Origin of the sequence: Rhodococcus sp. D-46 (assembly GCF_011290655.1) — a bacterium.
Lineage (GTDB): Bacteria > Actinomycetota > Actinomycetes > Mycobacteriales > Mycobacteriaceae > Rhodococcus_F > Rhodococcus_F qingshengii.
The window spans coordinates 313,473-325,964 of the sequence record NZ_JAANTF010000004.1 but is presented as its reverse complement, the minus strand read 5'-3'; the positions used below and the strand labels follow the sequence as shown (position 1 = coordinate 325,964).

Annotated in this window: 12 protein-coding genes and 2 tRNA genes; 7 read left to right on the top strand and 7 right to left on the bottom strand. The window is 62.9% G+C overall.

Annotated features, from left to right (window positions below; translation table 11 throughout):
• Nucleotides 1-129: 129 nt before the first annotated feature.
• From G9U53_RS12210 to G9U53_RS12195, 4 genes are all read right to left on the bottom strand, one after another.
• Nucleotides 130-1,047, bottom strand: coding sequence for an AraC family transcriptional regulator (locus G9U53_RS12210; protein WP_080712703.1), 918 nt, complete (start codon nucleotides 1,045-1,047; stop codon nucleotides 130-132).
• Between the two features lie 46 nt (nucleotides 1,048-1,093).
• Nucleotides 1,094-1,166 (bottom strand) — tRNA-Arg (locus G9U53_RS12205).
• An 82-nt stretch (nucleotides 1,167-1,248) separates the two neighbouring features.
• Nucleotides 1,249-1,340: transfer RNA gene (locus G9U53_RS12200), tRNA-Ser, on the bottom strand.
• 96 nt (nucleotides 1,341-1,436) lie between these two features.
• A complete protein-coding gene (locus G9U53_RS12195; RefSeq protein WP_003943860.1) occupies nucleotides 1,437-2,156 on the bottom strand; it encodes a dienelactone hydrolase family protein in 720 nt (239 codons plus the stop codon).
• A 61-nt stretch (nucleotides 2,157-2,217) separates the two neighbouring features.
• On the opposite strand from G9U53_RS12195, the gene hisC reads away from it, so the two are divergent.
• The 3 genes from hisC to G9U53_RS12180 all read left to right on the top strand — a co-directional run bounded on the left by hisC (nucleotide 2,218) and on the right by G9U53_RS12180 (nucleotide 5,996).
• Nucleotides 2,218-3,294, top strand: a complete 1,077-nt coding sequence (hisC, locus tag G9U53_RS12190) for a histidinol-phosphate transaminase (protein WP_064113793.1) — start codon at nucleotides 2,218-2,220, stop codon at nucleotides 3,292-3,294.
• Nucleotides 3,295-3,394: 100 nt separating this feature from the next.
• Nucleotides 3,395-5,089, top strand: a complete 1,695-nt coding sequence (locus G9U53_RS12185; protein ID WP_165638726.1) for a bifunctional UDP-sugar hydrolase/5'-nucleotidase — start codon at nucleotides 3,395-3,397, stop codon at nucleotides 5,087-5,089.
• Between the two features lie 37 nt (nucleotides 5,090-5,126).
• Nucleotides 5,127-5,996, top strand: a complete 870-nt coding sequence (locus tag G9U53_RS12180) for an MYG1 family protein (RefSeq protein ID WP_047271521.1) — start codon at nucleotides 5,127-5,129, stop codon at nucleotides 5,994-5,996.
• 8 nt (nucleotides 5,997-6,004) lie between these two features.
• Here the strand turns inward: G9U53_RS12180 and G9U53_RS12175 are convergent, their stop codons facing one another.
• Nucleotides 6,005-6,988 (bottom strand): alpha/beta hydrolase family protein, encoded by a 984-nt coding sequence (locus G9U53_RS12175; RefSeq protein WP_134929773.1) that lies wholly within the window; start codon nucleotides 6,986-6,988, stop codon nucleotides 6,005-6,007.
• A 426-nt stretch (nucleotides 6,989-7,414) separates the two neighbouring features.
• On the opposite strand from G9U53_RS12175, the gene G9U53_RS12170 reads away from it, so the two are divergent.
• The 4 genes from G9U53_RS12170 to G9U53_RS12155 all read left to right on the top strand — a co-directional run bounded on the left by G9U53_RS12170 (nucleotide 7,415) and on the right by G9U53_RS12155 (nucleotide 10,528).
• Nucleotides 7,415-8,035 (top strand): LysE family translocator, encoded by a 621-nt coding sequence (locus tag G9U53_RS12170; RefSeq protein ID WP_007731691.1) that lies wholly within the window; start codon nucleotides 7,415-7,417, stop codon nucleotides 8,033-8,035.
• A gap of 25 nt (nucleotides 8,036-8,060) precedes the next feature.
• Nucleotides 8,061-8,465 carry a DUF4259 domain-containing protein gene (locus G9U53_RS12165; protein ID WP_165638725.1) on the top strand — a complete coding sequence of 135 codons (405 nt, stop codon included), beginning with the start codon at nucleotides 8,061-8,063 and terminating at the stop codon, nucleotides 8,463-8,465.
• Between the two features lie 160 nt (nucleotides 8,466-8,625).
• Complete coding sequence (locus G9U53_RS12160) at nucleotides 8,626-9,834, top strand: aspartate transaminase (protein WP_007731694.1); 1,209 nt, start codon at nucleotides 8,626-8,628, stop codon at nucleotides 9,832-9,834.
• 25 nt (nucleotides 9,835-9,859) lie between these two features.
• On the top strand, nucleotides 9,860-10,528 hold the full coding sequence (locus tag G9U53_RS12155) for a 4-carboxy-4-hydroxy-2-oxoadipate aldolase/oxaloacetate decarboxylase (RefSeq protein ID WP_007731695.1): 669 nt from the start codon (nucleotides 9,860-9,862) through the stop codon (nucleotides 10,526-10,528).
• Nucleotides 10,529-10,587: 59 nt separating this feature from the next.
• On the opposite strand, the gene G9U53_RS12150 is transcribed toward G9U53_RS12155, so the two are convergent.
• Nucleotides 10,588-11,631 carry an L-idonate 5-dehydrogenase gene (locus G9U53_RS12150; protein ID WP_030535776.1) on the bottom strand — a complete coding sequence of 348 codons (1,044 nt, stop codon included), beginning with the start codon at nucleotides 11,629-11,631 and terminating at the stop codon, nucleotides 10,588-10,590.
• 11 nt (nucleotides 11,632-11,642) lie between these two features.
• Nucleotides 11,643-12,398 carry an SDR family oxidoreductase gene (locus G9U53_RS12145; protein ID WP_007731698.1) on the bottom strand — a complete coding sequence of 252 codons (756 nt, stop codon included), beginning with the start codon at nucleotides 12,396-12,398 and terminating at the stop codon, nucleotides 11,643-11,645.
• Nucleotides 12,399-12,492 lie beyond the last annotated feature (94 nt).

Here is a 12,492-nt window from a genome sequence, read left to right as displayed (position 1 = left end):
ACGGCCCTCAACCCGGCTCAATCAGGCACTTAGGTGAGGTTTGCCTAAACCGTATACGGGAGGGCAATGTGGCGCAATCGCGTGTTTGGGACACCCCGTGTAGCGATCGAGACAAGGTGTGATGGCCGATCAGCTAGCCCGGAACATCCCTGGTGTAGCGCCTGTAGTGCGCCGGAATGCCGCCCCGAATGCGCTGGTCGAGTGGTAGCCCACACGCTCGGCAACCTCTTGTAGATCCAAGCCGTGGGCAAGAAGGGTCACCGCTCGTTGGGCGCGCACAGCCGAGACCCACTGCCCGAAACTCATCCCGGTCTCCGACCGAAATACCCGGGTGATGGTTCGCGGGCTGACACCGAGGAGCCTTGCCCAGTCGGACAGCGTTCGCATGTCACTCGGATCGTCACCGATCGCATCGACGATGGGTTGCAGAAGTGGCGAGTCCGGCACCAGCACCAGCAACTCGTTCGGCGACGGTGCCAGCACGTCGATCACCATCTGCTCCGTGAGCGAGCGTGAAGAGGTTCCGAGTGAATCGTCTGCCAGTCGCTCGAGGAGGTTCCGCAGCAGCGGAGTGACCTCGATCGCCACCGGCACGTCGGACAGAGAAGGAACTGACGCGATGTCGAGCTGAGCGGCCCGATACCAGGTGCCGGCCGGCGCGATCGCCGAGTGCAGGACGCCGGCGGGCATCCACAGACCGACGGTCGGCGTAATGGTCCACGTGCGCGATCCCACCGTGGCGCTCGACGCTCCCCGCTCGTTCCACAACAATTCGTGAGTCGGGTGCGAGTGCGCATCCCACCGGGTCTCGCGGGAGACAAGTTCGTCCATGCCCGCAATGACAAAGGGCACCTCGACCGCCCCCGCCGAGTAGACCGGGAGCGTCCGACTGTCGACGGTCTCCAACGGGTTCTCCTCGGTTCGCGTGGCTGCTCCGCAGAAAGCATAGGTCGCGGGGATCGGTTGTCGGTTCCCACGATCGCGAGGATCACCGCCCGAAATCGCCGAGGTGACCTCACACACATTCAAGAATTGCGTATGCACCACAACAAAAAGAAGGTCACAGACCTGAAGTCTGTGACCTTCTTTCTTGTGCGCCCGAAGGGATTCGAACCCCTAACCTCTTGATCCGTAGTCAAGTGCTCTATCCGTTGAGCTACGGGCGCATGTTCTGTTGTCTTGCTGGTCTTGCGTGTCTTACCGTCGTAATTTCTATCATTTCTAACCCGCCGGTCAAAATCACCGGCTTGGCGGAGGCGAGAGGATTTGAACCTCCGGTCCCTCGTAAAAGGGACAACTCATTAGCAGTGAGTCCCATTCGGCCGCTCTGGCACGCCTCCCTGGGGGTTCCGATCCTTTCGGACCGCCGGATCGAAAGATTACACACCCTTCGCCACCAAAGGCAAAACGTGTGGTCAGCGGACTGTTTTGTGAACTTACCGCAGGTGGCTGTCGAACCAGTCGAAGATCCGGGTCTGAGCTTCGATGATCGAGGCCGAATCAGGGTCGTCGAGGTCAGCGTCCTCGGACAGCTGTGGCGGCTCGTCCGCCCGGTGAGCCAGTCCGGCGTAGCTGACCACCAGTGTCGCGACGTCGGCCTTCGCGGTCGCTTCCCGGAGCAGAGTCACGTGTTCGCGAGGCGTGCTGGGATCGTCCTCGCCGTACAGCGCCAGCCACGGCGCCTGCAGGGAAGTGGCCGCGTCGACAAGCGCCTGAGCATCCACCGACAAGGCTTCGACGATTCCCCGGGCGGCGACGCTCACCGCGGCGCCGACGGGACGGCTGGTGGCCACGAGCATCGCGGCGGTACCGGCGTCGTCGAATCCGAGCACCCCGATGGTGTCTGCGAGAACTTCGCGTCCGACGAGCCAATCGAGGGTCGCGTCGAAGTCGGCGAAGAGGTTGTCACCGAACACCTCACCCTGCATGTGTTCGGGTTCGCGGTGAAACAGGTGAGGTGCGACGCTCACCCACCCTTCGCCGGCAAGCGCGCACATCAGATTCAGCAGAGCCGGGCTGAACTTCCGGGCTTCATGCAGGACGACGATCCCGCCCCTCGTCGGGCCGTCCGGCTCCACCACGGTCAGCGGAACAGCCGTGGCGACCTCCCCTTCGGCTCCGCGCAGATACGCGGTGGCTCGGAAGATTTCCGACATCTTCTAACTCTGACACGCAGACGGCCGCTACGCACCAAATCAGTGCGCGCATAATCGACTCGTGACCGCACACATTCGCCCTGACCTCGCCTCCATCCCCGCCTACGTTCCCGGACGCAATTTTCCGGGTGCGATCAAGCTGGCGAGCAACGAAACGACAGTAGGGCCGTTGCCCGGTGTGCGTGACGCCGTCGCCGACGCGGTCGCCGATGCCAACCGCTACCCGGACAATGCCGCGGTCGCACTCATCGAGGCGCTGGCCAGCTTCCTGAAAGTCGAGCCGGCCAACGTCGCCGCTGGTTGTGGCTCCGTGACGCTGTGCCAGGAACTCGTGCAGATCACCTGCGATCAGGGTGACGAGGTCATCTACGCGTGGCGTTCGTTCGAGGCGTACCCCGTGGTCACCCAGGTCGGCCATGCCGTCTCGGTCAAGGTTCCGCTGACCGAGGACTTCGGCCACGACCTCGACGCGATGCTGGCCGCGATCACGGATCGCACGCGGTTGATCTTCGTATGCAACCCCAACAACCCGACCGGCAATGCACTGTCGAAGGCAGAGCTCGAGAGCTTTCTCGACGCGGTCCCGGCGCACGTCGTCGTCGCACTCGACGAGGCGTACTTCGAATACTCACGCTCGGACGCCGACGGCATCGAGCTGTTCCGCAGCCGCCCCAACGTGGTTGTTCTGCGCACCTTCTCGAAGGCGTACGGCCTCGCGGGAATCCGCGTGGGTTACGCGGTCGCGGATCCGGAGATCATCGTGGCCCTCGGCAAGGTGCACACCCCGTTCACCGTGAGCGCTGTTGCGCAGGCCGCCGCAATCGCTTCCCTGGCTGCAGCAGACGAACTGCTTGCCCGCACCGAAGGTGTCATCGCCGAGCGGACGCGAGTTCGAACCGCTCTGATCGAAGCCGGGTACACCGTCCCCGAGTCGTCGGCGAACTTCGTCTATCTCCCCCTCGGAGAACTCTCTCCCGCTTTTGCCGAGGCGAGTACCGAAGCGGGCATTCTGATCCGCCAGTACGGCGTCGAGGGCGTCCGGATGACCATCGGCGATCCACACGAGAACGACGCATTCCTCGCTTTCGCGAACACCGACGTCGCGAAGCAGGCCGCGGGCATCGGCGTCACCGCGTGACACTCGATACATAACTGTTACGCCGAGGACTGGAATTCGTTTCGGCAGACGGGCACACTCAGGGAGGTTCGAGGCCGGTCCGAGTGAGGGAGCACGACGCATGACGCGACGCATGACACGAACGTGTGCCGTGCTCGCAACGACCCTTCTCGCCACCACCGCGACCTCCCTGAGTGGCGTCGCCAACGCAGAGTCCCAGGACACGGTGTCGGTACGTCTGTTGGCGTTCAACGATCTGCACGGCAGTCTCCGCCCGCCGGAAGGTGTTCGCAGCGAGATCAGGCAGGCCGACGGCTCGCTCACTCCCGCAGGTGGCGCGGCGTATCTCGCGGCCTACGTGACGCAACTTCGCAGCCAGGCCACCAACTCGCTGCTGTATTCGGTCGGTGACAACTGGGGATCGTCGGCGCTCGAGTCGGCGATGTTCAACGACGAACCGACGGTCGAACTCCTGAACCGGATGAAGATCGACGCTTCCGCGATCGGCAACCACGAACTGGACAAAGGGCTCGCCGAGTTCCGACGCATGCAGTCCGGCGGTTGCTCCGCCGTCGATGCGTGCACGTTCAGTCCGTCCTTCGGCGGCGCCAACTTCCCGCTGATGGCCGCGAACATGACGTACACCAACGGCACCCCGGCCACGCTGCCCTTCACCGTGAACATGGTCGACGGCATTCCGCTCGGAGTCATCGCGATATCCCCCGCCAACACGTCGCAGATCGTGACACCGGGTGGGATCGCCGATCTGCAGTTCGGCGACGAGGTCGAAGCGATCAACCGCACCGCCGACGTCCTCGACTTCTTCGGCGTCAAAGCCATCACCGTCCTCCTGCACCGTGGGGACGAACCGGCCGTCGAAGGTGGGCCCAACGACTGCAACGTCGAGTCCGGGCCGGCCCGCGACATCGCCCTTCGTGCGTCACCGAAGGTGGACGTCATCTTCACCGCCGACAGCCACCAGCAGTACAACTGCGAATTCCCTGATCCCGCAGGCAATCCCAGAGTCGTGATGCAGGGCGCTTCGCACGGCCGGATCGTGTCCGTCGCAGACGTCACCATCGATCGCAACACCCGCGAGGTCGTTCGCGATCAGACGTCCGCGTTCAATCAGATAGTGACACACGATATTTCGCCGGATCCCGATATTCAGGCGCTCGCCGACCGAGCCTGGTCGGAGGCATCGGAAAGCGCTCAGCGACCGGTGGGGACCATCACCGCCGATCTGACACGGGACCGGGTACCCAGCGGCGAATCGACACTCGGCAACCTGGTCGCCGACGCTCAACTCGCCGCCGGATCGACACGAGGCGCTCAACTCGCGTTGACGAACCCCGGCGGCATGCGCGAGGACTTGGACTTCGGCACTTCCGGCCAGATCACCTACCGCCAGGCCTACGGTGTGCAACCCTTCGGCAACAGTCTCGAGGTGCTCTCCGTCACAGGAGCGGTGCTGAAGGACGCTCTCGAACAGCAATTCCAGATCGACCTCGACGGCACCGTTACCGAGCGCATCCTCTCCCCGTCCGCGGGCTTCACCTACGCCATGGACCGGCGAGCAGCGCCGGGCTCGCGAATCTCGGAAATGCGCTTGAACGGGCAGGACATCGCCCCCGACGGCGTCTACAGCGTCGTGGTGAACAAGTTCCTCGCCGAGGGCGGGGACGGTTTCACCGCACTGAAGAACTCCACCCAGATGACCGGCGCGGGCAACGACCTCGACGCCTTGACTGCCCTGTTCGCAGCCGGGTCCCCGGTCTCGCCGCCTGCCACCGATCGCATCCGCACCGTCGGCTGAATAGGCATCCCCCGGCTCGATTGCCTAGTCTCGACGGGTGATCATCGCGACCCATAACGGCAAGTTCCATGCAGACGACGTCTTCGGCGTATCGCTGCTCAAGCAGCTGTACCCCGACGCCACCGTCGTTCGCAGCCGTGACGAGTCCGTCCTGGGCAGCGCGGACATCGTGCTCGACGTCGGCGGTCGCTACAACCCGGCCGAGGGGCGCTTCGACCATCACCAGCGTGATGCCGGCGAGCGCAGCAACGGCATCCTGTACTCCGCCTTCGGTCTGCTCTGGCAGGAATACGGCCTGCAGTTCTGTGAAGGCGACGCCTCCGTGTTCCGCCGTATCGACAGCCGACTGGTCGAGGGCATCGACGCCGTCGACAACGGCCAAGAGATCTACACCCTCAACGACTACGGCACCAAGCCTTTTGATCTGTCGTCCGTGCTGGACCTTTTCAATCCGATCTCGTCCACCGACGAGGAGTTCGACACCCAGTTCGAGCTGGCCGTCGTTCTCGCAACCCAGGTCTTGATTCGCCTGCGCGCCAAGTATGCCGGCGACGCGGCGGCCGAGCGCGAGTTCACCGAGACCTACGAAAAAGCAACGGATCCGCGCTTCGTCGTGCTGGAACGCTTCGTTCCCCACGGCCGCGCCGCGTCGGCCCAGCCAGAGCTGCTGTTCACCATCTTCCCGAACACCAACGGCGGCTGGTCGATTCAGACGGTCAAGCCTGCTGACTCCAAGTTCGGTTCACGAAAGCTGTTGCCGGAGCCGTGGCGCGGCCTGAACGGCTCGGATCTTGCCGCCCAGACGGGCGTCGACAGTTCGGTCTTCTGCCACAAGGCCGGGTTCATCGCGGCTGCGCAGACCCGTGACGGCGCCCTCCAATTGCTCGAACTGGCACTGGCCGAGTAGTTCTCAGCTCACATTCCCAGCGCCGTCTTCACCGTCGGCCAGGAATCGTGAAGCGCGTCTTGCCAGTACGGCCACGAATGGGTGCCGTCGTTCCGATACGCGAATACTGCGGGAATCGACAACTCCCCCAACCTCGCTTCGAACAGTTGTGTGCACGTATTAGCGAGCGCCTCGAGCGGTCCGCCTTCGATGGCAGTCTGCAGTCCACTCGGGGTGAAGACGTTGTCGTATTCTCCGGGCGCACCTGTACCGGAGGACACGTAGATCGTCTTCCCACGCAGCGTTTCCGCGTTGGTGGACGGGTCGTGCTTTTGCCAGTCGGGGTCCGACGCCGGACCCCACATGTTGGTGGCGTCGCCCGCCTTGCTGGCCACGGTGAGCCGCACGGAATCCTGCGAGGACGATTCGGAGTTGTCGAGACAGCCACTGTACGAGGCCAATCCGGTGTAGAGCTTCGGGTGATGTGTGATGAGGTTGGCCGCGCCGAGCGCACCCATGGACACCCCGCCGACCACGTTCGTCCCATTTCCGGAAAACGCAGAATCAATCAACGTCGGAAGTTCTTCTGCGAGAAACGATTCCCACTTGTTCACACCGAGGTTCGGATCGTCGTTCTTCCAGTTGGTGTAGAAACTGCCGGTGCCGCCCACGGGGAGAACGACGTTGACGTTCTTGTCGGCGAAAAACGTTTCGATGTCGGTCTTCTGGGTCCAGGTGCTCTCGGAGTATCCGGATTCCGAACCGGCACTGACGCCGTCGAGTAGGTAGAAGGACGGACGTGAACCGGCGCTCGACGCTGGATGCAGAACCTGCACTTGCACCTCGCGTCGCATGGCCGGCGACTCGACGAACACGGCACTGCGTGTGGGCGACAACTGCTCTATGCGATTGATGTGAGCCCCGGTCTGACCGGCCGAATCTCCTGGTGGGTTTTCAGGTGCCGGTTCGGCATACGCCACTCCGCCCACGACAAGCGCGAGCACGACCAACACAATCCCGACAAACCCAAATCTCCGCATCCGTCAAGCGCCCCCTGAGCATCGCACGACTACCGCTGACCCTCGATTGGACAGGACGAACGTCCCGGGGTCAACCCACTGGTTGGGATTTATTACTCGCGGGTATCCAATGGAGTTGGACAGTTCTCCACCGATGCACACACAGGTGTGGATAACTTCATTCACATCCGCTTCCCAGTTGTGCATAACCTGTGGACAAAAGGATGAATTACAACAGAGTTATTCCTCCTACCTGCAACGATTCGTTTCCCCACAATGTGCATAACTTTGTCGCACAGGGCTCGCGAGACGCCGGTTTCCGGGCGTGTCCATGCAGTTCACACCGCCGCGCCACTCTTTGTTCACAGGCACGACACCACCGGCCGACAATGCTCCCCACCCCGACTTCATACTTGTTGCATGCTGACCGCTCTGCTCGCCGCCACAGCTGTGCTCGCCCTACTGACTCTGGTCCCCGGGCCCGACATGGCCGTCGTGACGCAGGCTGCTCTCGGCGCGGGCAGATCTGCCGGTTTCCGGGTAGCGGCCGGCATCGTCTCGGGCCTTCTGGTGTGGGGTCTGTTGACCGTCCTCGGGCTTTCGGCGATCCTCGCCGCGTCGGCCGAGGCGTACACGGTGGTCAAGCTCGCCGGCGCGGCTTACCTGATCTATCTCGGTGTGCGAGCACTGTGGGAGAGCCGGACGTCGCGGATGCAACACAATGCCGACGCTCCACGATCGCAGAAGGCCGGGACATGGAAGACGGGCTTCACCACCAACCTGCTCAACCCCAAGATCGCCGTCTTCTACACCGGACTGTTGCCGCAGTTGGTTCCGGCCGGGTGGCCGACGGGACCGTCGCTTGCATTGCTGGTGCTCATCCACGCAGCCATCACCATCGTGTGGCTCAGTGGCTACGTGGTCCTTCTCTCGCGAGCGCGTAGCACCTTCGAGAAGCCCCGAGTGCGACAGGCACTCGAGCGCATAACCGGAACAGTTCTTCTAGGATTCGGAGCGAAGATCGCGCTCGAAGCGCGCTGAGACGGCAATAGGAAAAGAGTAGACAGTGGGCGCGTGGGGATCGGGACCGTTCGAGAACGACGGTGCAGGGGATTTGATCGCGTCCATCGGGCACGGTGACTTCACCTTCGAATCGGTGGAGTGGGCATTCGAGGACGACTACCTCGAGGTGGACGGCGGCCAAATCGCCATCGCCTTGCTCGAATTGGTGCTGATCGTGCGCGCCGATCGCAAGCGCGACCCCGCCACCCAAGACCTCGATCTCGATTCCTTCACCGCGGCCCTGACCAGCGAGCGGCTCACCTGGCTGATCGAAATGGTGGAGCGCACCATCGCATCGACCGATTCGGAACTGTTCGAATTGTGGGACGAGCAGGGACCGGAAGAGCTTGCGTCGTGGCGAGTTCCCGTCGTGGACGGTCTCGAGGATCTGCGCGTTCTGTCGGTCTGATTCCGTCGCCGCTCCATCACGTTTGCTTATCGGGCCACAACGGTTCGGTCTTGGTCAGATGCCCTGGTAGGACCCTATGGTCGAACGGATCACCGAGTGAGAACTGTGGCTCGTCGACGACGGGAATCCACGCTCACCCCGGACCCAGGAGCAGACCATCATGGCGACTTTCGTTCCGGCTGCGCGCGTCGACAGAATCAGGGAGTCGCCGAGTGTGGCTGCCGCACAACGAGTGCGCGAGCTGAAGGCCCAGGGCCGTGAAATACTCGACCTGACCGTCGGGGAGCCCGATTTCGACACACCCGACAACATCAAGTCTGCGGCGATCACTGCGATCAACACGGGTCAGACCAAGTACACCGCAGTCAACGGCATCCCGGCTCTACGCGAGGCAATCGCAGCACGCGCGGCTTCGCGAACCGGAATCCAGTACGCGGACAACCAGATCACCGTCGGCGGCGGCGCGAAACAGGTCATCTTCCTCGCTCTCATGGCGACGGTCGAAGCCGGCGTCGAGGTTATCGTTCCCGCCCCTTACTGGGTTTCGTACCCGGATATGGTCCTCGCTCACGACGGAACTCCGGTGATCGTTCAGTGCGAGGAGTCCGACAACTTTCTTCTCACAGCCGAAGCACTATCCGCTGCAATCACTTCGAACACCAAGTGGGTCATCCTCAATGCCCCGGGCAACCCCACCGGATCTGTGTACACCCGCGAGCAGCTGCAGGCCCTCGCCGAAGTGATCGAGGCCAATCCCCATGTCAGTGTGTTGGTCGACGAGATCTACGACGAGATCAACTTCGGCGACGCTCCGATCCCGAGTCTGCTGCAGGTCGCTCCGCACCTCCGTGATCAGGTACTGGTCACCAACGGAGTCTCCAAGTCTCATGCCATGACCGGGTGGCGACTCGGATACGGACTCGGAAATTCCGGATTGATCGGCGCCGTCAACAAACTGCAGGGTCAAAGTTCTTCCTGCCCGTCCTCGATCAGCCAGGCCGCAGCCGTGGAAGCCCTTACCGGCGACCAGAGTTTCCTCACCGAATCCGTACGAAGTTACCGACGACGACGCGACCTCTCGGCTCACCTCCTCAGTGTTGTCCCCGGGCTCGAGCCCGTCGTGCCGCAGGGTGCGTTCTACCTGTTCGTCAACTGTGCCGGCTTGATCGGCAAGCAGACCCCGGATGGCACCGTGATCGAGTCCGACCAGGATCTCGTCCTCTATCTCCTCGACGAGGCGTCGGTTGCCACCATTCAGGGTTCGGCTTACGGCGCATCGCCGTACTTCCGTATCTCCTTCGCCACCTCCGAGGCCGTCCTCGAAAAGGCCGCGGCACAGATCGCCGCGGCAGTCGAACGCCTTTCCTGATCTTTCATACTTTCTGGAGTACAAGATGATTCACGTCAAGACGAAAATTGATCGCGCGGACAAGGACCTGATTGCCGAACTGGGGACGTTCTCCGCGGCCACGATTCACGAGGCACAGGGACGTAAGGGGTCGCTGCATCCGGCGATCAAACCGATCGACCGCGACATGAAGTTCTGCGGCTCCGCCTTCACAGTCAAGTGCCATCCCCGTGACAACCTCATGCTGCAGGTTGCGATCAGCTACGCACAGCCGGGTGACGTCCTGATCGTCTCTTCAGGTGATCAAGCCGCCGGCCAGTTCGGCGATGTCCTCGCCAATGCCTGTGTTGCGCGCGGCATTACCGCACTGGTCACCGACGGCGGAGTGCGCGATACCCGGGAGATCCGCGAACTCGGATTCCCCGTCTTCTCCAAGCACGTGTACATCGAGGGAACCGTCAAGGAATCTCTCGGCCCGATCAACCATCCCCTGGTCTTCGGAGAACAGGTCATTTATCCCGGTGACGTCGTCAAGGGTGACTGCGACGGCGTTGTCGTGGTCCGCCGCGAGGAGGTTGCCGAGGCAATCGAACTCTCGCGTGCCCGTGACGAAGCCGAAGCCGGGTACATCGAGCGTTACAAGCGGGGCGAGACCCCACTCGAGGTGAGCAATCTGACTGCCCTGCTGGAAGCCAAGGGCCTGGTGGTCGAATAACCTGCTGTGCGCCTTTATTAACCGCCCGCGGTTAATAAAGGCGCACAGGGTCGAAGGACTCAGAACCGCAACAGCACCTTCCCCGACACCGAAGCATCCTTGGCGACTGCGAAGGCTTCCAGAGCTTCCTCGACCGGATATTCGTGTGTGAGAACAGCATCGACAGCAAGCGAACCGTCGGCGAGGGCGAGCAGCACCTCGTCGATTTCGTCGTTGAAGCGGAATGAGCCCACCAACTCCAACTCTCGCGTGATCGCCAGCGAAATGTGTACCGGTTGAGGTCCGGACGGAAGAAGCCCGAGCATGACCACCCGTCCACCGCGCGTCGCCCCGCGAATAGCGGATTCGAGCCCGCGATGATTGCCGGTGCACTCGACGACCACGTCGGCATCGGATGCGGCGACTGCCTCGGCGTCGGTGGCCTCGAGAACCCGATCCGCACCGAGCGTCGACGCGATCTGCAGCGGAACGTCGTGCACGTCGACCGCGGTGATCGACTGCGCGCCTGCTCGTCTGAGCACAGCCACGACCAGTGCGCCGATGGGTCCGCAGCCGACGACCAGCGCCTTCTTCCCGCGTACGTCTCCCGCTCGCGAAACAGCGTGCCAGGCAACGCTTGCCGGTTCGGCTACCGACGCAGTCCGCAGGTCCAACCCCTCGGGCAGTTCCCGGAGCATGCGTGTCGGGAGCACTGCGTATTTCACGAAGGCGCCCTCGGTGTGTGGGTACTGCGCTGCACTTCCCAGGTATGTGCAGCAGGGCGAGAGGTTGGGCCGATCGCTCGGGAACCGAGGCGCGGTCCCACCGGGCGTTGCGGGGTGTACGGCCACGGAAGTTCCAACTGCCGGCCCCGTTCCGTCCGCCGCGGCCGTCACGACCGTGCCGACCACCTCGTGACCGAGCAGCATCGGTGCCTTCAGAATCGACTCCCCCGCCGCGCCGTGCGTCCAGTAGTGCAGATCTGATCCACACACACCGCCGTAAGCGATCTCGATCACTGCCTGCTCGGCGGTCGGCGCAGTCAACGCAACATGCTCGACCCGCAGGTCACCTGCCGCATGGGCCACCACTCCGAGCGTCGTTTCCGGTAGTACAAAACTCATGATGCGCTCTCTCAGTCGTTGCGACGGATGAAGTCGAGGCCACCGGGCACCTGGAAGGTGGGGAGCACCTCGATGAGACCAAGATTGACGTGGCCAGGGGCGTCGATCGCGAACTCGATGGTATCCGCGATGTCCTTGGTAGTGATGGATTCGTAGCCTTCGTAGAAGGTCTCCCACGCTTCCTTCATGGCTTCGGGCGTGCCGCCGAGGTTGCGACCGAAGATCTCGGTCTCGACCCGGCCAGGGCAGATCTCGGTCACTCGAATCCGCTTGCCGATGCAGTCGTTTCGCAGCTGGCGCGAAATCTGGTGCACCGCAGCCTTGGTCGCGTGGTAGGCAGTGTGGCCGTAGAAGTTGTACAGGCCGGCGATGGAGCTGATGTTGACGACATGACCTAGATCGCGCTCCACCATTCCCGGCAGCAGAATGCGGCACAGGTGCAGCACCGCACGAAGATTCACGTCCACCATCGCGTCGACCGATGCTTCTTCGGCGTCGAGAATGTTTCCGGTTGCGGACACCCCCGCGTTGTTGACGAGGATGTCGATCTCCAGTCCGCCGACAGCTTCGGCGAGCGCGGCGGTGTCGGTGATGTCCACGGGCAGAGGGATCATTCCGGTGCGATCGGCAACCTCACCGAGCTTGTCGGCATTGCGGGCGACGCCGTAGACCGTCAGTCCGCGCTTGGTGAACATCTCGGTGACGGCGGCACCCATTCCGGTGTTGGCGCCGGTGACGAGAGCTGTGCGGTAATCGGAGAAAGGCATTGTGTGCTCCTACAGGAAGAAATTGGTATGACCCGGCGGCCGCCGCGGACTGCAGGCGGCCACCGGGCCGGATCAGGAGTGACTCACGCGAGAA

Excerpts from the sequence above, each read along its gene's own strand:
- G9U53_RS12195 (WP_003943860.1), bottom strand. The coding sequence starts at position 2,156 with ATGTCGGAAATCTTCCGAGCCACCGCGTATCTGCGCGGAGCCGAAGGG.
- G9U53_RS12185 (WP_165638726.1), top strand. The coding sequence starts at position 3,395 with ATGACGCGACGCATGACACGAACGTGTGCCGTGCTCGCAACGACCCTT.
- G9U53_RS12170 (WP_007731691.1), top strand. The coding sequence starts at position 7,415 with ATGCTGACCGCTCTGCTCGCCGCCACAGCTGTGCTCGCCCTACTGACT.
- G9U53_RS12160 (WP_007731694.1), top strand. The coding sequence starts at position 8,626 with ATGGCGACTTTCGTTCCGGCTGCGCGCGTCGACAGAATCAGGGAGTCG.
- G9U53_RS12155 (WP_007731695.1), top strand. The coding sequence starts at position 9,860 with ATGATTCACGTCAAGACGAAAATTGATCGCGCGGACAAGGACCTGATT.
- G9U53_RS12150 (WP_030535776.1), bottom strand. The coding sequence starts at position 11,631 with ATGAGTTTTGTACTACCGGAAACGACGCTCGGAGTGGTGGCCCATGCG.
- G9U53_RS12145 (WP_007731698.1), bottom strand. The coding sequence starts at position 12,398 with ATGCCTTTCTCCGATTACCGCACAGCTCTCGTCACCGGCGCCAACACC.